This window comes from Chryseobacterium sp. HNCC26DJ241 (assembly GCF_057180505.1).
In genome coordinates, this window is record NZ_JBXUGL010000041.1 from 1 (window position 1) to 21,235 (window position 21,235).

Consider the following 21,235-nt stretch of genomic DNA (forward strand, 5'->3'; position numbering starts at 1 on the left):
TTGAAAACCCACAAGTGATTTTCCGAGCAACTCCTGATTATGATGGAAAATTGCATTATGGAAGCCGATTGGTTTTTGATAAAGACGAGAATCTTTTTGTAAGTACTGGTGAACGTTCGGATAAAGAAACCCGAGTTTTAGCTCAGAAAACTGACAATTATCTTGGGAAAATTTTAAAAATTACAAAAGACGGAAAACCTGCTCCCGGAAATCCATTTATGGGAAAATCAGGATATAAACCGGAAATTTATAGTTACGGACATAGAAATCCGCAAGGTTTGGCTTTGGATACGAGCGGACAACTTTGGGAAGCTGAATTCGGACCAAGAGGAGGTGATGAAATTAATTTAATTGAAGCCGGAAAAAATTATGGTTGGGGCGATGTTACCTATGGAGTTGAATATTCCGGAGAAAAAGTAGGAGCCGGAATTACCCAAAAAAAGGGAACAGAACAACCTGTTTATTATTGGGATCCTGTTATTTCTCCAAGTGGAATTACATTTTATACCGGAACTATCGAAGAGTGGAAAAACAATCTTTTCATTGCGTGTTTAAGTGGGCAACATATCGACAGAATTGTTATTAAAAATAATAGAGTAGTAGGAGAAGAGCGCCTTCTGGAAAAAGAAAATCAAAGATTCCGGGATGTTTTGGACGGAAGTGATGGCAATCTTTATGCGATTACAGACAGTGGAAAACTTTACAGAATTTCCAAAAAATAAAATTTGGAGGGTTTTATTTGAAGCTGTTTATTATTCTATGCAAACCTTCGGTCAAAATTTCTTCCGAAGTAGAAAAACAGATTCGGATGTGTCCTTCTGCTCCTTTTCCGAACCATCTTTCCGAGCCGGGAACAACCGCTACTTTTCCTTTTTGCAAGACGTGTTCTGCAAAAGTTTCAGCAGACAGCCCATTTTCAACTTTGGGAAACATTACAAAAGTGGCTTCAGGAAAATTTGGACTCAATATTTTGGATTTATTGAGAATATCAAAAGCAAGATTCCTGTTATTTTGCAAGTGATTCAAGAATTTTTTAAACCAAGATTTAGCTTTATCAATTGCCACACTTGCAGCAATTTGAGACAGTGTAGAAACCCCTTCTATCGTTGAGTTGAAATTGGATTTTTCCGTAAAATCTACCAAAACTTCGGAATCATTACATAAAACGGCTCCTATTCTTAAACCCGCAATTCCAAATGATTTGGAAAATCCATAAACTGTGAAACTCTTATTTTTAGCATATTCAGAAACAGAAGAATAGGTGTTGAATTCTGCATTATCATAAATAATATCGCTCCAGATTTCGTCACTCATTACCCACAAATTATGGGCAGCTGCAATATCAGAAATTTTTTTCAATACTTCTTTAGAATATATTTTTCCGATAGGATTATGAGGATTGCATATACCAATTAACTTGGTTTTTGAAGAAATCAGAGATTCTAATTTTTCAAAATCAATAGCTCCTGTTTTGATATCTATAGGACACAATTTTACCACTCCACCTACTGATTCTGCCGTTTTTTTGAAAAGAAAATCTACAGGATCAAAAATAATAGCTTCATCTCCCGGATTAAGGACATATTTGGCAATCAGAAACATTCCTTGTGCAGCACTATTGATTGCTAAAACATTTTCCGGTTTATAGTCACCCTTCTTTTCTGTATTGAAATGTTCTGCAACGCTTTTTTTAAATTCCAAAATCCCAGAAAAAGGTCCATAACTTAGATAGCCGTCTTTTATGTATTCTATTATTCCCTGCTCAATTTCGGGAGCAATCCTAAAATCAGGATCTGCCGCTGTCAATGGAATGACCCCGTCTTCCAAAACTGCCCATCTTCCATTATATGCCTTTTTTTTAAGTGCAGCAAAATCAATATGTTTATTGGTAAACATTATTTGTAGGAAATTGGTAAAACATTTTCCGCTTGTTGGTCAAGAGGTAATAAAAATTGATTCAATAGGCTTCTTCCGTTTTGGATGTGAATTTCGATTTCAGGTTTTCTTTCTTTTTCATAAACTCTGAAGGCTTCCTGAATATTGGCTTTTTCTAGTAATAATTGTGTTAAAACATGAGAGTCTTTAAGCGCAGAAGTTACTCCTTGACTTGTAAAGGGGATCAATGGATGAGCAGAATCTCCAATAAAAACGATATTATCCTGATAAAAATGATTTAAGTTTTCCAATTCATAAACGCGCCAAACATGAGCATTTTCATAATTTGATTTTCGGATGATGTTTGAAACTAATGGATGCCAATTTCCAAAATTATCCGATACGAATTGTCTAATGCTATCTGGTGCATAGTTTTCTGTGATATCAAACTTTTCAATATCAAATTGGCTGTACCACAATATTTTGGTGGAAGAAAGTTTTAGAATACCGAATGTTAATCCTCCATCTTCATGGTGAAATTTCAAAAAATTGTTTTCAATTTCACGAGCAATTTCTTCATTTTCAATAATATTTACTACTTCATTTTCACGGACAGGCTTCATGATTTCATCTTCAAATAATTTTCTCCGGATTCTACTTCTGGAGCCATCGGAGGCAATTATAACATCTGCATCTAAAAATGAGTCGTTATTATATTTTATAACAGCTTTCCCATTTTGTATATCACAAAAATCAAGAGTGGTTTCGTATGATATTTTGTGAGCTGGAATATTTTTGCTTAATACTTCCAATAATGATCTTCTTGAAATTACAAAAACATCATCCAATTTTTTTTCAGAAAGAACCTCACCAAGATGAGAATAATGGATGTAGTTTTTTAAAAAATTTCCCTCACTGAAAAGAGAATCCATATCTATAATATGCGACAGATATTCGATCCCTTCTTTTGGTAATATAAAACCGTGACCTTTTAAATCATCTTTCTTTCTTCTTTCGTAAATATGGTAGTCAAAATTATTTTTCTCTAAATAATTTGCCATACTTAAACCCGAAACTCCCGCTCCTATAATTGCTATTTTGTTTGCTTTTCTATCCATTCTAATGATTTAATCGCCAAAGATCTCCATTTTTTATTTTCTTTCGTGATAATTGTTTTTTATGTTCGAGTTGATGTAAAAATTCCTGAGACTCTTCAAAAGATGTATTAGTAAGCAATGCAAATTCCTGAGTAGTGAGCGACGGATATATAGAAAACAATTTTTCCCATTCGGTATTGTATTTCTTTTTCTTCGCTTCAGGTTTTATTTTTTTGATTTTTTCTTCAAAATCTTCGTAAGGTCTGAATCCGTAAATGACATCTAATACTTCATCGCCTTCCATAAAGATCAATGTCGGAAAGCCTCTTACACCCATTTGCTGTCTCAAATCCAAATCTTTTTTGAATTCTGTTTGAGCTGTTGAATTGTAATCGTTTTTCCATTGTTCGATATTCAGATTTACCAGAGTTGCTGCTTTTTCCAGATGTTCATATTTAGTAATATTGACTTTGTCAAGAAAAACCATTTCTTTAAGTATTCTAAGAAATTGAACCGCTTTATTCTTGTCCTGAAGCTGAGCTGCCTTAAAAGCAATAGAAGGCGGAAAGGAAGAATTGAGAGGATCTTCAAACCAAACATCTCCATCAATAGGCATTTTATAATGCTGGCTCACTTCTTCCCAATGAGATGCTACATCGCTCGGCTTGCTTATTCCTCCGGAATTGTAAATATCCCAGCTCGGCAAAAGACCACCCATTTTGTATTCCACATTAATCAGGTCTTCATATTCCAATTTCAGTTTTCGTAATTGACCTTCAATTCCCCAACATGTAGAGCAAATGGGATCTGTAAAATATATAATGCAGAGTTTTTCAGAATAATATTTTTCTGTTGGGTTTGTAATAATTTCTTGTTTTAGGTTTTCAGCCATTTCGCACATGCCTTTTTCAAGATTGCATTTTAAAGGAGGATTTTTATCCATGATAGGTGTAAATAGTTCAGAATATAAATTTAAAAAAAGAAAATTTTATCTTAAATATAAATTTAATAATTTAAAATAAGAATAAAAATAATTTTTTTTAAAAAAATCATTCTGGAGCTTTAAAGATGTTTTCATCAGAATGAAAACCTGCAACTCCACCACTTACAGCAAATTTCATGGCAGAAGCCGCCGTCATACCAACGACAGGCTTTATGTTTTTTTCTTCGGTAATAATTACCCAACCCGAAATTGCATAAGAATGCGGAAGATATACAGCTACATAATTATGCTTTTCAACGGCAGACATTTCTTTTTGAGTCAAAAATCCAATTCTCCAAATTTCAGGATTTTCATTGGTTTTTACCCAAACAGGATCGTTAAATTTTTTCTTATCTCCAACAAATGAAGACATTACATCCTTTGTTGGCGTGTAGATATGCTTCACTCCGGGAGTTTTTTCCAAGAGAAGATCCATTTGTTCAAAAATAAATTTTCCGAAAACAAATTTATTTCCCAGAAAACCCAGCAAAGCCGTAAGCAAAATTGCGGAAATAAAAACCAAACCGGGAATTTCCTTTGCAATCGAAGGAATAAGGTTGTCTATGGACGAAATAATGTACCAGATCACAAAAACAGTCAGTCCAACCGGACCAATAATAGCCAGTCCCTGAAGAAAAGATTTCAGGAAAGTATTCAGATAATTTTCGAGATCAGATTTTTTCATTTATCCGTGGATGGTTTCTTTTTTTCCGTAAGATTGAATAATTTTTGCTTCATATTCCAGCCATTCTTCCCATCGTTTGTTTACTTTTTCAGGATCTCCAAGTTGTCTTGCAAATCCAATGAATGTGGTATAATGATTGGCTTCGGATATCATTAATTCTTTGTAGAAGGTTTTCAGTTCTTCGTCTTTAATGTTTTCTGTGAGAACTTTGAAGCGTTCACAACTTCTGGCTTCTATCATTGCAGCAAAAAGCATTTTATCTACAATGAGATCTTCTCTGCTTCCCTGAACCACAAATTTTACCAAATCATTCACATAATCATCTTTTCGGGCTCTTCCCAAAATATAGCCTCGCTTTTTTATAATTTCATGTACTTGGTTGAAATGGTCTAATTCTTCCTGAGCAATTGCTAAAAGTTCTGTCACCATTTCTGTATATTCCGGAAGCATTGTGATCAACGTGATAGCATTGGTAGCCGCTTTTTGCTCGCACCAAGCGTGATCGGTAAGAATTTCTTCCAGATTTCCTTCAGCTATATTTGCCCATCTTGGATCAGTTGGAAGTTTTAGTTTGAACATATTTTTCAATTTGTTGTAAAATTAAAAATATTTTAAAAAACTTTTGGTGAACAATTTCATAATTTATTCAAAATATTACAAAATTCGGTTTATTATGATTAAATGGCAAAAAAATTGAAACACTTTAAAGAAAAATGCTATGAAAAATTTTGCAATTACTCGATTGGCAATAAAAGTTACTGTACTTTGTATGGTATTGTTTTCAGGGATTTTCAGTTTTGCACAGGATTCTTTAAAAAGCAATACCGTAAATACAAAGAAAACTACCACTACTGAGGAATGGTATGCAGATCCTTTATATATTGTTATTGGGATTGTTATTTTACTTCTCGTAATCATAGTGCTTTCCCGAGGGAGAAAGTAACCACTATTCTATATATATTCTTTGAACTGTTTCATTTTTTATAATGAAGCAGTTTTTTTTCGTAGAAATTCAAGGATTTTCCAACCTCTTTCATCTACTTTTTTCAATAATCCTGCAATGATGGTTGCAAGTGCAATATTAATGATGTAAATCAATATCATCAGAAACCACCATTCTGTTTTTTCTTGCAAAGCAACTACAATGAAGTATACAAGAGAAGAACTTATACCTTGTCCAAAGTAAAAGAAAATGGCGTTTTTCCCAACATACGTTATAAAATTTTCTTTGCTTATTTTCAATCTGTTGTATAATGAAAACAATGTAATGAGCGAAAAACAAGACCAAAAAATATAGAATAATTTCGGAGGGAATTTTGCTTTGTTCATTTTTAGAAAAAGCTCCATTCCGGAATTCCAATAAAGAAAAATGAGGATCAGGAAAAATATTCCATACAAGGCAAAAACCCATTTTGTAGAAATTTTCTTTCCTTTAACCATATGAGCCAATAAAAATAATCCTAAATAAAAGGCAACATATCCCACTTGTCCACTTGGATAATATTGAGGAAATAAATTGAAAATCAGTGTTAAACCAAAGCATAAACCGATAAACCAGTTGATGTGTTTCGGGAAAAATTTCAAAATTAAAACTCCGAAAACCGTCAGAATAAAATACACTTTAAGATACCAAAAACTTCCCATAACTACAGGGAAAGTATCAGCATTGGTATAGGAATGAATATACCAGTTTCCGAGATTTTGCCATTGAGGATCGGAAGAAATATTTGCGGGTACATATTTAGACCCGAAAGTAGAATAAAAATTCTGCATACTTTCCAGTCCAAAAAAAGTCAAACCCAAAACTTTGAAAAAATAATCCAGAAAAAACAGTAAGGTTACAAAAATCATGTAGGTAATCTGTAATTTCAAAAGACGGTAAAACGTTTTTTCGATATTATTTCCGGAAGTAATACCGCTCAAAGCATAGAAAAGAGGCACGTCAAAAACCAATGATAAAACCCTGATCTCGGTAGGAATGTAAAATTGCCCACTCCAAAAAGCAGTATGAATAAAAATGATGGAAAGTGTTGCCAAACCTTTGGCAAAATCAATGTAAAGGTCTCTTTTCATATTTTTTCGGGATTACTGTATCCAAATATAATTATTTAATAAATAGACCGAAACCTTAATTATTTTTCCGAATGGGTGCTAAAAGAAATTCTAATCCATTTAGTTTGATCTCATAAACGGTTGAAAGCTGCATTCCGAGTTTTCCTTTTGGGAAGCCACCATTTCGGATAAACCATTCAAGATAAGAAATGGGCAGATCCGCCAGAATTTTTCCTTCATATTTTCCGAAGGGCATTTTCACTTTGCAGATTTCGTTTAATATTTCGGGACTTAAATCTTCCAAAACTATACTGTTATATTCACTTCATCATTGTCATTATCAGGAATCTGAAGTTCCGGAGTATCATCATCTGAAAATTCATCTCTGTATACCTGAACCAGCAAAACGGTGATGGATACCAGAATAGGTCCAAAAATCAGCCCCATAAATCCAAAAATATTCATGCCTATAATAATTCCGAAAACCGTATTGAGAGGATGGATGTTTTCTAATTTTTTTAACAATGTGAATCTCAATAAATTGTCGGTTAAACCTACTGCTATCAAACAAAATAAAGCTAACCCCAAACCTTGTCCCATATTTCCTTCCGCAATCATATAAATACATACCGGAACATATACAATAGCAGCACCTACAATTGGAATCATAGAAGCTAATGCTGTAAGTGCAAAAAGCAAAACCGGACTTGGTGCACCAAAAATAAAATAGCCTATCAAACCAACGATACCTTGTCCAAAAGCAACCACAGGAATTCCTATTGCATTGGCAATTACCATTTTTCTGATTTTTTCACCTATAAGGTTGATATTCGATTTCTTTAATGGAGCTGCTCCTTTCATTAGTCTTTCAAAAAGTCTTGGCTTTTCCAGCATGAAATAGAGAATAAAATACATTGAAGCAACAACAGTAACGGTATTAAACGTACTGCTCAGCAATGTACTTGATAATTTGGCAACACTGGATTTCAAACTGTTCAGGTTTTCTTTGCTAAGGATATCAAAGCCTGTTTTTTTAATCACATAATCATGTATTTTTTCCAAAAAAATATTGAACTTATGCATATAAGTATTCGCATTTCCCAATTTCTCAATTAGCATATCCCCAATAAAGTAAATAGGAAGTATAAGCACAATTAAAGTTGCAACCATGATCACAGTTGCTGAAAGCCAGGATTTCCATTTTTTATGCTCCTGAAGATAGAGGTTGTACTTTCTGGAAATAGTATACAAAGTAATAGCTCCTAACAAAGAAGGTATAAACATCCTTAAATTAAAAACCATCAGAAAAATCAGTCCTACAATAATGAGAATCAGGAAGAACTGTTTAATTTTTATATCAGGAATGGCATTTTTATTAGACATAGATTTTTTTTTCAAAAATAATTAAAAAAGCAACTGCTTGTGGCAATTGCTTGTAAATTCAAAAATATTTATTTTCATAATTTAATTACTGATTAATGCTCTTGGTTTTCCCAAAAATGCTACATACGCAGAATACATCGCTGCCGAAACAAAAAAGTAGGTAGCTATAATACCAATACAGCAAGCCAATGCTCCAATAAGGCTTAATAATGCTCCCAAAAAAGAAACTCCCAAGAAAGTACCATAATTTTCCTTAGCAATATTGAAGGATTTTGACAAGGCATCTATTGCAGAAGCATTTTCAAAAAGCAAAATCGGATATCCTAAAAATACTAATGGGAAGACAAAAATAACAGGCAGAAAGCATAACGAAAAAGCTATTCCTAATATGATATTTGTCAAAAGTGCATACAGCATTATATTTCCTAAATTTTGACGATAGCCAATAAAAAGATCCGAAAATTCTATAGAATCCTTATTGTTGAATTTGTTCGCCATATAGATAAGACCAACGTATAAAGGAGCCGTAACTACTCCCAAAGCAATGGATAGACCAGAGTATGTTACAAATCCGGGAACTCCCCACAAATCAACATCCGAAAAATCTTTCCAGTCTTTTATTTCTTCTATAAAAAATTGGGAATTGAAACCACTGATGATTTGTGTTACATACGATATTAAGTGGTAAATAATTGCTGCTACAATGCTATAAAGGAAAATGCCTTTATACATTTCAAAAGCATGGGAAATGATGCTCCCCGTTTCTCTTTCCGGAACCGAGCCTTGCTGGTCAAATTCATTAAAATCAGCCATAATGTATTTTTTTAATGTTTCCCAAATTTAAATCAAAATATTGAAAATACTTTCACATTTTATTGCTTTTCTGCAAAAATCACCTTGTAAAGCGAATAAATCATTGCGTTTACAAACGGAAAAGTAAAGAACATACCGAAAAAAGTAAAGATTCCGATATATTTGAAAAGTACGGCAACAAACATACAGACAACGGTTTCTATAAAATAAAGACGCAATCCTTTAATGGAAAGCTGGATGGTTTCAAAAATTCTTTTGTTGGCAAAAAACATCAGTGGGGCGGAAAAAAGAGTAATGAAAATCCACACTATAGCAAGAATAACTGTCGGAAAAGCATACATATAAATGATAAACCAAAACAGATAAAAACTTACATAAATAAAAAAATTGATGCCGCTATATCCTGCAAAAAGATCCGCAATTACAGGTTCTTCTTTTAGATCAAGTTTTCTGAAAATTTTAAAAAGTCCCAGATTCAAAGGATAAAGAAAAATATTTGTTCCGAAAATGATCCAAAAAAATCTTTGAAATTCTGGTTTTCCTGCAAGTATTGAAAGTTCTTTTTGAGAGGCTTTCACATCGTTGGGATATTTTTGATAAATAGCAATATATTGGTTCAGGATATCATTTTTATTTATAAAATAGCTGGCTACCAAAAACATAATGGTAAGATACAATAAGCTGAAAACCACCTGATAAATCAGAGTTTTGTTCCAATACCAGAAAGCCTGCTTCAATATAAAATCAATCCCCTTTTTTTGTGGATAATGGTTTTGCATTTTCAAAATATTTTTGCAAAAATAAAGTATTCAATCTTATTTCTGTTTTTTAATTAATTTATGACCGAAAAGAACTCAAGGATTCAGATTAATAAAAAAAACTTTGTTTGCTTTGTGTTCAAAATATACTTTTGCAAAATGAAAATCAATCAAGATGAAAAATTCCGGAAAATGGATGAGCTTTCCCAGCAGAAAGTTCCTTTTTTCTTCATCATAGATTTTTTTAAAGAAAATATAGAAGTATTTACAAAAAATGAAATTGAAAAATCAGGTTTATTAATTGATTTTCAAAATTTTAAACGATTCAATTCGGAGTACACGATTTCTAATAAAATTGTTTTGAAATCGTACCCTGAAACTAAAAATGAATATAAAAAAGGATTTGATTTTGTTCAGGAAAATTTGAAAATCGGAAATTCTTATCTTGTAAATTTTACCCGAAAAACAAGAATAGAAACCAATCTTAGTCTGGAAGAAATTTTCTATATTGCACATGCAAAATATAAATTTTTATACCCGAATAAATTTGTGTTTTTTTCACCGGAAACATTTGTGGAAATCAAAGAAAATCAGATTTTTACACATCCAATGAAAGGAACTATTGATGCTTCCATAGAAAATGCAGCCGAAAAACTGAAAAATGATGTAAAAGAGAAAGCAGAACACTATACAGTAGTCGATCTATTGCGAAATGATCTGAGTATGGTTGCAGATGAGGTACAATTGGATGAATTTCAGCGGATTGATTTTATCAAAACGAAACAAAAAAATCTTTTTGCAATGAGCTCGGAAATTTCAGGAAAATTGAAGAAAGAATTTCAGGGGAAAATCGGAAGCATCATGCAAACACTTCTTCCGGCAGGTTCTATTTTGGGAGCTCCGAAACCGAAAACGTTAGAGATTATTTTGAAAGCCGAAAATTATGCAAGAAATTATTATACAGGAGTTTGCGGTTGGTTTGATGGTGAAAATCTCGACAGTTGTGTAATGATCCGTTTTATAGAAAAGGAAAATGAAGAACTGTATTTTAAAAGTGGCGGCGGAATTACACACCTCAGCAAATTGGAAGACGAATATCAGGAAATGAAAAACAAAATCTATGTCCCAGTTCATTGAAAGCATAAAAGTGGAAGATCAGGAAGTTTTCCTTTTGGATCTTCATCAGAAACGTGTAAACGAAACTTTTTCTCACTTCGGAAAAGAAGGTTCTATTGATCTGCAGAAAATTTTTAAAAATCTGGAAGTGGATGAAGACGGACTTTTCAAGCTGAAAATTATCTATGATCTGAATAAAAATTTCAGAACACAGCTTATTCCTTATGCAGTTCCGGAAATAGATGATTTTCAATTGGTTGAAAATAATACCTACGATTATTCTTTTAAGTTTGAAGACCGAAAAGAATTTGAAAGGATGAAAACTAAGGCAAAAACCGAAGAAATCATCATTGTTAAGAATAATCATATTACCGATACTTCTTATTCCAACCTTTTGTTTTTAAAGGGAAAAGAATGGTTTACACCTACTACTTATCTTTTGAACGGTGTCCAAAGACAACATCTTCTGAAAACAAAAAAAATAAAGGAAACGGAAATTACTTTGCAGAATTTGAGGGAATTTTCTCATTTTCAGATCATTAATGCACTGAATGACTTCGATGATATGTTCGTATATCCGATTGAAAGAATTACCAATCTTCCGGAAAGTTCTGATTATTTGGAAATTTAATTTCTATTTCAAATATTCAAAATATCCTTTAAGTATATCTGCATTTTCTATTTCTGAAGTATTTACTTCCAATATTTTAGGTTGTAAATCAGGTTTAAAGAAATTCTCGAGAACACGCTCAAGCGTTACCTCATCTTCAACTTTTGTATAGCTGAAACCAAACATTTTAGCTGCCAATTCGGTATTTCTGCGATGTTTGGTGGTAATAAATTCGTCTAAAACATCCTGATTGGCATTTCCCGGTCCCGGAATAATTTTGAAAATATTTCCTTCTTCATTATTAAAAATGATAATTCTGGTAAACGGAGGAATGTATCGGTTCCAAAGTCCGTTGATGTCATAAAAAAAACTGATATCACCTGTTACCAAAACAGTAGGTTTGGAATTTTTGATGGCAAAACCCATTGCTGTGGAAGTGCTCCCTTCAATTCCGCTTGTTCCACGATTGCAATAGATGTTATTTTTCTTAAAATCAAATAATTGCGCATATCGAATTGCAGAAGAGTTAGAAAAATGGATGGCATAATTTTCCGGAACATTTTCTGAAAAAATCTTGAAAAAACTAAAATCCGAAAATCCGGTTTTCTGGCAATATTCTATATGTTTAGCATCTTTATTGTCACGTAAAACGTCCCATAAATTAAAATACGTTTGTGGCTCTAATTTTATGAAATTCAATAATTTATTAAAGAAAATTTCCGGTCTGGTTTCTATTTTTTGAGTGAGGGAAAAATAAGTGTCCGGTTGCCAGAACTCATCAATATGCCAATGATTTTTGGGTTTTGCTTTTCGTAAAAATTGTTTCACTTTTTTTGAAACCACATTTTGCCCAACTGTAACTAGCAAATCAGGAGCATACGTTTTGTAATCTTCCTCCGAAAAATTGAAAATATATCGGTCAATATGTTTGAAAAATTTATCGTGATGCAAATTAGAATTCGCTTCCGTTAAAATTACAACGCTATGATTTTTAACCAATTGTGAAAATTGAGATTCTAATTCTGCTGTAAAATCTCGGGTTCCGACAAGGATGAGAATCCTCTTAGAAGTATTCCATTCTGCAATAAGCGTTGATGGAATTTCATAATTTTTCTTCTGAATGGTTTTTTCTACATCAGGAAAAAAGGGAAGTTCCTCAACCAAATGATAAAGAGGCTCTTCCAAAGGAATATTAATATGAACAGGACCTTGTTTTTCGAAACAAAGTTCTATTGCTTTTTTTACAGTTTCCCAATTATAATCATCAGCATTTTCCTTACTGTCTTCCAAAAGTTCAAAATCTCCATAAGAATGTTGCTGGTAAAGATTTTTTTGGCGAATGGTTTGTCCGTCAAAAATATCCACATAATCTGATGGACGATCTGCCGTCAAAACCAAAAGTGGAATATTTTGATAAAAAGCTTCCGTAATAGCAGGATAATAATTAGCGGCTGCAGAACCACTAGTACAAGTAATCGCTACTGGTTTTTTAGAACTTTGTGCCATTCCAAGTCCAACATAAGCGGCACTTCTTTCATCTACAATACTGTAACAGTTGAAGTTATCCATTTCTGCAAAATGAATGGAAAGTGGTGCGTTTCGTGATCCGGGAGAAATTACAATATCCGAAATTCCGTATTCTTTAAGAAGATGCGCTAAAATCTGAATGCTTCTTTTGGAAGAAAATTTTTTCATAAATGCAAAAATATCATTTTAAACATTCTAAATGAAATTTAAAACAATCGCAATTGCTGATCTCTGCTTCCGGTGAAGTTTTCTGTTGAAAGTTTTGGAAATTCCTTTCCGGAAAAATATTTTCTTCTTCCGAGTTCAAACGTTTTATGAATCATTTCCGCAATATTGCCTTCTCCTTTGTGGCGTTCAAAATATCTTTTATCTCCAAGTTTTCCGCCTCTCATGGAACGAATAAGATTCAAAACTTTCTGCGCTCTGTCCGGAAAATGTGTCTCGATCCATTTTACAAAAACAGGTTCAACGGTGTCATTCAGCCGAACAAGAGTGTAACCAAAACTTAAAGCTCCCGCTTCGGAAACTGTTTTCAGAATATTCAACGTTTCATCACTTGTTAATGCAGGAATAACAGGAGCTACCATTACATTTACAGGAATTTTATTTTCGGATAATATTTCAATGGTTTTCAGTTTGTTTTTTACAGAACTTGTTCTCGGTTCCATTTTTCTTCGCAGATCTTCTTTAATAGTAGGAATGCTTAAAGAAACACAAACCAGATTTTGTTCGGCCAATGGTTTCAAAATATCCAAATCTCTTAAAACCAATGCGTTTTTTGTGATAATTCCGACAGGATGTCGATAATCCAGACAAACCTTTAAGAGTTTTCTGGTAATTTCCAGCTGTCGTTCAGCAGGTTGATAGCAATCTGTATTTCCGGAAAGCATGATGCTTCTGGCAATGTAGCCTCGTTTTTTAAAAAATTTTTCCAGAAGTTCCGGTGCATTTTTTTTGAAAAGAACTTTTCTTTCAAAATCTATTCCGGCGGAATATCCCCAATATTCATGAGTGGGTCTTGCATAGCAATAAGAACATCCGTGTTCGCAACCTTGATACGGATTCATAGAATATTCCATTCTCAGATCCGGGCTTTTTACCTCATTTACAATAGTTTTTGGAAAAATTTCTATAAAATCGGTTTTTGAAATTTCAAAATCTTCATCTTCCTGTTCAAACGTATAACGATCGAAACGATTGATGACATTTCGTTGTGCACCTTGTCCTTTTATAAAATTTTTCTCTTCCATTTTGATGTAAAATTACATTTGAGAATTTTGAAAATAATGAGTTTTAAGACGGGAGTTTTCCACAAAAAAATCCGATTTTTGGAAAACCGGATTTTGTATATCATTTAAAAAATTTAAACTAAAGCAGGGAAAGGAATTCTACACCATGATGATCTTCCGGTCTGTATCTTTTTTCAAAGTGTCGGTGAAAATCAGAATAGTAATCTTCATATTTTTTTTGTTTATTTTTCAAAAATTTTCTTAGACTGATAATTCCTATTACCGTAAGAAAGCCTGCGGTACTTGCTAAAAGTATTCCTGTTTCTTTTTTCATAAACTCATAATTTGCTTTTCCTAAATATACAAAATCTATTCCTTAAAAAGACTTCACACCATTAAATTTTTGTTAAAATTTATTATTTTTACACCATGGGAAATAAAGAAGTTTCAGCATTTTATGACGATTTTTCGGAAAGACAGATCAAAACCGGAGCTAATGAAAGGCTGATCTCTCTTTACAAAAGATTAATAAAATCAGGACTAAACGAAAATTCTAATGTTCTGGAACTCGGTTGTGGAGTAGGGATCTTTACCCGACTTCTTTCTAAAAAAGTGAGAAAAGGGAAAATAGAAGCAGTAGATTTGAGCGCCAAAAGCATCGAAAATGCAAAGAAACATATTATTAAAAAAAATATCCATTTTGATGTCGCAGATGTAGTACATTACAAACCTAAAAATTCTGATTTCGATTTTGTAACATTAATGGATGTTATTGAGCATATTCCGTTGGAAGAGCACGGAAAACTTTTTAAAAATCTGGCTGATATTATTTCCGAAAAAACGCTGATTACCATCAATATTCCTAATCCACAATATATAGAGTACGGACATCTTCATCATCCTGAAAAACTACAAGTGATCGATCAGCCGGTAGAGCTTTTTCCACTAATGCAACATCTTGAAAAAGAAAATCTTGAAATTGTTTTTTTTGAAAAATACGGAATCTGGGAAGAAGAAGATTATCACTTTATGATTATACGGAAAAAAAGAAAATTTGAACTCAAACATCTTTCTGATAAAAGAACTCTTCCCGAAAAAGTAAAAGGAAAAATATCAAAAGAAATTGACAAGCTGAAATATCAGTAATTATTAATTTCGTTACACAAATTGTAAACGCCTTCACAAATCTTTCCTTATTTTTGTGTTGAATTTTTATACATGGCAGATATCATTCAGCTTTTACCGGATCATGTTGCGAACCAAATTGCTGCAGGCGAAGTGGTTCAGAGACCTGCATCCATTGTAAAAGAACTTCTGGAAAATGCCATTGATGCCAAAGCTACCAAAGTAGAACTTATTGTACGTGATGCCGGAAAAAATCTGATTCAGGTAGTAGATAACGGAATCGGAATGTCCGAAACCGATGCAAGAATGGCGTTTGAAAGACACGCAACTTCTAAAATACGCACTACTGAAGATATTTTTAAAATTTCTACAAAAGGTTTTCGTGGAGAGGCTTTAGCATCTATTGCTGCAGTGGCGCAAGTGGAACTACGGACAAAACAACAGAATTCTTCCACAGGAACCAATATTTATATCGAAGGTGGAAATTTTCAGTTTCAGGAGCCCATCCAAACTTCAGAAGGTTCTAATTTTTTGGTAAAGAATTTATTTTACAATGTTCCGGCACGAAGAAAATTCCTGAAGAATAACAATGTAGAGTTTCGTCATATTATTGACGAATTTCAAAGAGTTGCTCTTGCTCATGAACATATTGAGTTTGATCTATTTCACAATGATGAACCCATTTTCAGATTACGCAAAGGAAGCCAGCTTCAGCGAATTATAGAAATTTTCGGAAGAAAACTCCAGCCACACATGATTCCGATAAAGGAAGATTTGGGTTGGATCAATGTAACCGGATTTATAGGAAAGCCTGAAACAGCAAAAAAAGTTCGTGGAGAACAGTTTCTTTTCGTAAACGGAAGATTCTTCAAGAGTGCATATCTCAACAAAGCAGTTCAGGAAGCATTTGATGGTTTGCTTCTTCCCGGATATTTGCCTACTTTTTTTCTTTTTCTGGAAACAGATCCGGAGAAAATAGATGTCAATATTCATCCTCAAAAAACGGAAGTGAAATTTGAAGACGAGCATCTTATTTTTGCACTTCTTCGTTCCACGATAAAAAAATCTATCGGAATCTATAACGTTGCTCCAAGTCTGGATTTTGAAAGAGATCCGATTATGGATAGTTTTTTTCAGGGTTCTAAACCGACTCCTTCTGCACAAAATATCAAAATGCCGGAAATTACGGTAGACCGAACCTTTAATCCTTTCAAGGAAGAATCAGGAGTAAAGCATGCCGAAATTCAAAATCTTGCAGAAATGTACCATCAGAATATTTCCGCGGCACCTTCAAAAATCAATTTATTTGAAGATGAAGATTTTGATGAAGATCTAATGCGCCTTCCTAATGGATATTGGATTTTTAACAAAGGGGATAAAACATTGATGTTGGATTTAGGAAGAATGCATCGCTTGATTGTCTCAGAAAATGGCAAATCTGTTAAAAAAAGCAATAAAAGCCATCCTTTGCTTTTTTCATTGGAATATCACATGAACGAAATTGAAAAAAATAAATATCGTTCCATAAAAAAATATCTACCGGAATTAGGTTTTGAGATGAGCGTTGCCCATGAAAATGTGTTGCGTATTGAAGCCGTACCGGAAGGTTTGAAAGAAACCAAAGTAATGAAATTTCTGGAAAATCTGTTTGAAATTCTGGAATACAAAACAGAAGAAGAATTTCTGAAATTTTATAATAACCAATGGAATAAAATGCAAAGTAAATCACGTTTTGATTTTATTTATAAAACGGATGCAGAACAAGTGATCCGAGATTTTACCAATCTTGGTTTCCCAGAATTTTTACCCGATGGAAAACGTTGTTTTTATGAAATTCCATTAGAAGAATTTAAAAATAAATTTTAAAAAAATGTTTCCAAAACTTACACCTGTCACCAAAAACATTATTATTCTTTGCGGAATTATATATTTGATTACCAATTTCATAAATAGTGAACAATTGTACAGATTGCTTTCTGCTTACTATCCTTTTTCTCCCAATTTTAAATCTTGGCAAGTAGTAACCCACATGTTCATGCATGCTCCTTTCGGACAAGGAATAGGATTTATGCATATTCTTTTTAACATGATGACTTTGTGGAGTTTCGGGCCAATTTTGGAAGAGGTTTTAGGTTCTAAAAAATTTGCTATTCTTTATTTTGCAAGCGGATTGGGTGCGTTTTTTCTTTTTAATCTCTGGAATTTTTATGAAGTTCATCAGCTTACTGATGCATTGGCTTCACAAGGTGTAAATGTTGCTGAAATTTTTCATAAAGCAGATTTTAATTATGTAGGGGAGATTACAAATCCAGGAAAAACTCCGGAAACACAAGAGATGGCTAAAAATTTATTCATCTCTCTAAAATCTCCAATGCTTGGAGCTTCTGGAGCTATTTTTGGAGTTGTAGCTGCATTTGCCACATTATTTCCAGACGCAAGATTGATGTTCATGTTTATTCCATATCCGATAAAAGCAAAATATTTGCTACCTATCATTATTGTCATTTCTTTATACTTACAATTCAGCGGACAAATGGGAGGAGTTGCACATCTCGCCCATATCGGTGGTGCAATTATAGGATTTTTGCTTGCCAGAAATTGGAAAAATAATAGATACAGGATTAATTAAAATTTACTTTTTTGAAGAAATTTAAGCCTTTTATATTCGTTATTCATGCAATAGTAGTACTATTACTATTTGGAATTTTTCTCAATAAATACGTAAGTCCTTCATCGGTTTCTTGGTTTAATTTTTTTTCTTTGACTTTTCCGATACTGATTCTATTTCATTTTGGATTATGTTTTTATTGGATTATTACTAGAAATAAAATCGTCTGGATATTTTTGGGATTATCATTGCTCTTTATTCTGCCTTCAAAAAGATGGATCAATTTTTCTTTTTCTAAAGATAAACCCAATAAAACTCTAAAAATCATTTCTTTAAATGCAAATTCCGGAGCTTATGGAGAACAAGATTTGAAAGATTATATTAATCGTGAAGATCCTGATATTGTTTTTTTTCAGGAATCAAGATTTTATAAAAGCGAAAATTTAAAATTGAAAGACCTGAAGCATAATGCTAAGTGTTTTCTTATTCAGACCTTCACTAAAATGAATATTGAACGTCAGGATGCTATTGTGGACACTAATGATTTTTGGGGAGAATCTCTTTATTCAGATGTGAAAATTAATGGAAAAACCATCCGTTTAATCAATGTACATTTGGAAACTTTTCTTTTTGTAAAAGCTGAGAACAAAAATAAAATCTCATTTTATTTTGAAAGAATGTTGAATAATTTTAAAATTCACGAAATGCAGATAAAAGCTGTAGAAAAAGCAATTCTGGAATCTCCATATCCTGTGATTTTGGCTGGAGATTTCAATGCTGTTCCCAATTCCTATGAATATTATACAATTTCCAAACATTTAGAAGATGCGTTTGCAAAAGCCGGACAAGGAATTGGAACTAGCTTCCATGACACTCCATTTCCTTTACGTATTGATTATATATTTTGTTCAAAATCTATAAAACCTGTTTCATATAAAGTAGATCATTCCGTAAATTTGTCCGATCATTTTCCTGTAATTGCAGAATTTGAAATTCCTTAAAATTATGAAAACAAAATTCTCAATTTTCTTCGTTATTCTGATTTTATTTTCTTGTTCCAAAAAAGAAAATAATATTGCTGATGAACATAATTTTATTGAACCTAAATACGATACAACTGCAATAGATTCTTTTTCTGATGGGGCAATTTCTGTAGATGTTGCTGAGAGAATAAGAATGTCCTCCCAAAAATACCGTGATTCTATAAAACAAGTTTTACTGCAACAAGAAGAGGAACGCAAGAAAAAAGAAGAACAGGAAAAATTGGAAAAAGCAGCCAAAGATGCAATAGAAAAAGAGAAGGAGAAAGAAAAAACAAATTCTACACCTGAAAAAGGGTCACAAGAAAATGCTCATCCTTCTACTCCATAGAAAACAGGCATAGATTATAAAATTCTAAAAAATCAAAGGTTTAAAATATAAATTTTATTGATTCATTTCTAATAATGGATCAATAAACTCTCTTGAATTGGAAAGTCTCGGAACTTTATTTTGTCCACCTAATTTTCCTCTTTTTTCCATCCAACTATAAAAAAGATTGGGTTTTGCAATATGGATAATGGGTTTTCTAAGCGTCATATCATTATAACGCTTGGCTTCGTAATCAGAATTTACAGATTTCAGCTGAGTATCAAAGGTCTCCCTGAAATTCTCAAAATTTTCAGGAATTTTAGAAAACTCTATTATCCATTCATGAGCACCGCTTTCTCCATTTTTCATAAAAACAGGAGCGCCTGTATATTCTGAAATAGAAGCGTTTGTCTTTTTGCACGCAGTTTCCAAAGCAACTTCTACATTATTGATCATCAATTCCTCACCAAAAGCATTAATATAATGTTTTGTTCTTCCTGAAATTTTTATTCTGAACGGATTCAAAGATGTGAAAATTACGGTATCTCCTATCAAATAGCGCCAAAGTCCGCCATTTGTAGTAATTACCATTGCGTAGTTTTTCCCGAGTTCTACTTCTTCCAGATTTACAACTTTCGGATTAGAAGATCCAAAATCTTCCATTGGAATAAATTCATAAAAAATGCCGTAATCCAGCATGAGAAGCATTTCATCACTACCGCTTCTATCCTGAATTCCGAAAAAGCCTTCGGAAGCATTATAAATTTCGTAATAGTTAATGTCTTTTCCGATTAATTCTCTGTACTGATCTTTATACGGTTTGAAACTAATTCCCCCATGAAAAAAGACTTCAAGATTCGGCCACAACTCGGAAATATTTTCTTTTCCGGTTTCTTTTAAGACTCTTTGCAACAAAACCATCATCCAACTCGGAACTCCAATTAAACTTCCTACATCTTCATTTTTTACTTCGGAAATGATTGCTTTCAATTTACTTTCCCATTCTGACATTAAGGAAACTTTTTTGCTTGGGGTAGTTGTGATTTCTACCCAAAACGGAAGATTGTCTATCAAAATCGCAGAAAGATCTCCGAATTTTGTATTGAAATTTTCATACAATTCTGAACTTCCTCCCAATCTCAGATTTTTATTTAAAAAAAGCTGGTTTTCCGGATGGTTGTTTGCATAAATGGAAACCATATCTTTTCCTGCTTTCAAATGACAAAATTCAAGACTTTCTTCTGTAATTGGGATAAATTTGCTTTTTGCATTGGTAGTTCCCGAAGATTTTGCAAAATTTCGGATTTGTCCCGGCCAAAAAACATCTTTTTCTCCTTGTCTTGCTCTTTCAATATATGGTTCAAAATCTTCATACGTAACGATTGGAACTTTGTTTTTGAAATCTTCATACGTGGAAATGGAACTGAATCCATTCTTCCTACCATATTCTGTTTCTTCAGCGTGAAATAATTGAGAAAAAAGAATCCCTTTTTGGGTCTCCAAAGGATGATCCATAAAATTCTGAATCTGATCTATCCTTTGCCGGATAAACCAATTGACCACTGTATTAAAAAGTGCTTTGGTTGCCATGAGAAACAAAGATAATGATAAATTAGAATGTACAAAATTTACCACAAAAACCTTTCAAAAAATTGAAGGGTATTAACTTTTAAATATTCAATATCATTTTATCTTTACCATCGGGAAAGTGGATGATCAGGAATCACTGAAAAGTATTGATTTAGGTAAAAAATTCAGGAACTTTTTTGGTAATAAAGTTAGCGGCTTGCTTTGATTGAATCCCAAGTTATATTAATTGTTTTTATTGTTTCATCTCACTTCTTATTTTATTTCTGTCTGAGCTTTTGTCTTTTCAAGAATAATGTAAATGGGGATAGGAAAAAAAAATTAAGAAATGGAAAAAGAGCTATGAAAATTGCTAAAAAATTATCCATATTTTTTAGGGTAGTGTCTCACTAACTGTGTAAGTTAAAAAGTTATTCTGAAAAATTTTTGAGCTCTTAC

General features: G+C 32.8%; 23 protein-coding genes. 9 read left to right on the plus strand and 14 right to left on the minus strand.

Going from position 1 to position 21,235, the window contains the following annotated elements:
* Window positions 1–722, plus strand: a 722-nt coding sequence (locus tag AC2A1C_RS14350) for a PQQ-dependent sugar dehydrogenase (RefSeq protein ID WP_484026551.1), incomplete at its 5' end; no start/stop codon positions are given.
* A gap of 13 nt (window positions 723–735) precedes the next feature.
* Here the strand turns inward: AC2A1C_RS14350 and AC2A1C_RS14355 are convergent.
* The 5 genes from AC2A1C_RS14355 to AC2A1C_RS14375 form a co-directional block, all read right to left on the minus strand.
* Window positions 736–1,896: a pyridoxal phosphate-dependent aminotransferase gene (locus AC2A1C_RS14355; protein ID WP_484026552.1), complete on the minus strand. Its 1,161-nt coding sequence runs from the start codon at window positions 1,894–1,896 to the stop codon at window positions 736–738.
* Complete coding sequence (locus tag AC2A1C_RS14360) at window positions 1,896–2,993, minus strand: FAD-dependent monooxygenase (RefSeq protein ID WP_484026553.1); 1,098 nt, start codon at window positions 2,991–2,993, stop codon at window positions 1,896–1,898. The genes AC2A1C_RS14355 and AC2A1C_RS14360 overlap by 1 nt, the downstream gene beginning before the upstream one ends.
* 1 nt (window position 2,994) lies before the next feature.
* Window positions 2,995–3,864, minus strand: a complete 870-nt coding sequence (locus AC2A1C_RS14365; RefSeq protein WP_484026554.1) for a DsbA family protein — start codon at window positions 3,862–3,864, stop codon at window positions 2,995–2,997.
* 157 nt (window positions 3,865–4,021) lie between these two features.
* Complete coding sequence (locus AC2A1C_RS14370) at window positions 4,022–4,639, minus strand: DUF502 domain-containing protein (RefSeq protein WP_484026555.1); 618 nt, start codon at window positions 4,637–4,639, stop codon at window positions 4,022–4,024.
* Window positions 4,640–5,218, minus strand: a complete 579-nt coding sequence (locus AC2A1C_RS14375) for a MiaE family protein (RefSeq protein WP_484026556.1) — start codon at window positions 5,216–5,218, stop codon at window positions 4,640–4,642.
* A 139-nt stretch (window positions 5,219–5,357) separates the two neighbouring features.
* Between AC2A1C_RS14375 and AC2A1C_RS14380 the strand changes: the two genes are divergently transcribed.
* A complete protein-coding gene (locus AC2A1C_RS14380) occupies window positions 5,358–5,582 on the plus strand; it encodes a hypothetical protein (protein WP_484026557.1) in 225 nt (74 codons plus the stop codon).
* 38 nt (window positions 5,583–5,620) lie between these two features.
* Here AC2A1C_RS14380 and AC2A1C_RS14385 read toward each other — a convergent pair whose 3' ends face one another.
* From AC2A1C_RS14385 to AC2A1C_RS14405, 5 genes are all read right to left on the minus strand, one after another.
* Entirely contained in the window at window positions 5,621–6,712 is a 1,092-nt protein-coding gene (locus AC2A1C_RS14385) for an acyltransferase family protein (RefSeq protein WP_484026558.1), read from the minus strand.
* Window positions 6,713–6,767: 55 nt separating this feature from the next.
* Window positions 6,768–6,995 carry a DUF3820 family protein gene (locus AC2A1C_RS14390; protein WP_484026559.1) on the minus strand — a complete coding sequence of 76 codons (228 nt, stop codon included), beginning with the start codon at window positions 6,993–6,995 and terminating at the stop codon, window positions 6,768–6,770.
* Between the two features lie 2 nt (window positions 6,996–6,997).
* Window positions 6,998–8,074 (minus strand): AI-2E family transporter, encoded by a 1,077-nt coding sequence (locus AC2A1C_RS14395; RefSeq protein WP_484026561.1) that lies wholly within the window; start codon window positions 8,072–8,074, stop codon window positions 6,998–7,000.
* An 81-nt stretch (window positions 8,075–8,155) separates the two neighbouring features.
* Complete coding sequence (locus tag AC2A1C_RS14400) at window positions 8,156–8,887, minus strand: beta-carotene 15,15'-monooxygenase (RefSeq protein ID WP_484026562.1); 732 nt, start codon at window positions 8,885–8,887, stop codon at window positions 8,156–8,158.
* A 59-nt stretch (window positions 8,888–8,946) separates the two neighbouring features.
* On the minus strand, window positions 8,947–9,666 hold the full coding sequence (locus AC2A1C_RS14405) for a hypothetical protein (protein ID WP_484026564.1): 720 nt from the start codon (window positions 9,664–9,666) through the stop codon (window positions 8,947–8,949).
* 138 nt (window positions 9,667–9,804) lie between these two features.
* On the opposite strand from AC2A1C_RS14405, the gene AC2A1C_RS14410 reads away from it, so the two are divergent.
* Window positions 9,805–10,782 carry an aminodeoxychorismate synthase component I gene (locus AC2A1C_RS14410; RefSeq protein ID WP_484026565.1) on the plus strand — a complete coding sequence of 326 codons (978 nt, stop codon included), beginning with the start codon at window positions 9,805–9,807 and terminating at the stop codon, window positions 10,780–10,782.
* Entirely contained in the window at window positions 10,766–11,392 is a 627-nt protein-coding gene (locus tag AC2A1C_RS14415; RefSeq protein WP_484026567.1) for an aminotransferase class IV, read from the plus strand. The genes AC2A1C_RS14410 and AC2A1C_RS14415 overlap by 17 nt, the downstream gene beginning before the upstream one ends.
* 3 nt (window positions 11,393–11,395) lie before the next feature.
* Here AC2A1C_RS14415 and menD read toward each other — a convergent pair whose 3' ends face one another.
* The 3 genes from menD to AC2A1C_RS14430 all read right to left on the minus strand — a co-directional run bounded on the left by menD (window position 11,396) and on the right by AC2A1C_RS14430 (window position 14,461).
* Window positions 11,396–13,066: a 2-succinyl-5-enolpyruvyl-6-hydroxy-3-cyclohexene-1-carboxylic-acid synthase gene (gene menD, locus AC2A1C_RS14420; RefSeq protein ID WP_484026568.1), complete on the minus strand. Its 1,671-nt coding sequence runs from the start codon at window positions 13,064–13,066 to the stop codon at window positions 11,396–11,398.
* A gap of 38 nt (window positions 13,067–13,104) precedes the next feature.
* A complete protein-coding gene (locus AC2A1C_RS14425) occupies window positions 13,105–14,148 on the minus strand; it encodes a PA0069 family radical SAM protein (RefSeq protein ID WP_484026569.1) in 1,044 nt (347 codons plus the stop codon).
* Between the two features lie 118 nt (window positions 14,149–14,266).
* Window positions 14,267–14,461, minus strand: coding sequence for a hypothetical protein (locus tag AC2A1C_RS14430; protein ID WP_484026570.1), 195 nt, complete (start codon window positions 14,459–14,461; stop codon window positions 14,267–14,269).
* 95 nt (window positions 14,462–14,556) lie between these two features.
* Between AC2A1C_RS14430 and AC2A1C_RS14435 the strand changes: the two genes are divergently transcribed.
* From AC2A1C_RS14435 to AC2A1C_RS14455, 5 genes are all read left to right on the plus strand, one after another.
* Window positions 14,557–15,273: a class I SAM-dependent methyltransferase gene (locus AC2A1C_RS14435; protein ID WP_484026572.1), complete on the plus strand. Its 717-nt coding sequence runs from the start codon at window positions 14,557–14,559 to the stop codon at window positions 15,271–15,273.
* A gap of 72 nt (window positions 15,274–15,345) precedes the next feature.
* A complete protein-coding gene (gene mutL / locus AC2A1C_RS14440; RefSeq protein ID WP_484026573.1) occupies window positions 15,346–17,118 on the plus strand; it encodes a DNA mismatch repair endonuclease MutL in 1,773 nt (590 codons plus the stop codon).
* A gap of 4 nt (window positions 17,119–17,122) precedes the next feature.
* Entirely contained in the window at window positions 17,123–17,881 is a 759-nt protein-coding gene (locus AC2A1C_RS14445; protein WP_484026574.1) for a rhomboid family intramembrane serine protease, read from the plus strand.
* Between the two features lie 215 nt (window positions 17,882–18,096).
* On the plus strand, window positions 18,097–18,861 hold the full coding sequence (locus AC2A1C_RS14450) for an endonuclease/exonuclease/phosphatase family protein (protein ID WP_484026575.1): 765 nt from the start codon (window positions 18,097–18,099) through the stop codon (window positions 18,859–18,861).
* A 4-nt stretch (window positions 18,862–18,865) separates the two neighbouring features.
* Window positions 18,866–19,231 carry a hypothetical protein gene (locus AC2A1C_RS14455; protein WP_484026576.1) on the plus strand — a complete coding sequence of 122 codons (366 nt, stop codon included), beginning with the start codon at window positions 18,866–18,868 and terminating at the stop codon, window positions 19,229–19,231.
* 54 nt (window positions 19,232–19,285) lie between these two features.
* Here AC2A1C_RS14455 and AC2A1C_RS14460 read toward each other — a convergent pair whose 3' ends face one another.
* A complete protein-coding gene (locus tag AC2A1C_RS14460) occupies window positions 19,286–20,800 on the minus strand; it encodes a GH3 auxin-responsive promoter family protein (RefSeq protein WP_484026578.1) in 1,515 nt (504 codons plus the stop codon).
* Window positions 20,801–21,235: the final 435 nt, after the last annotated feature.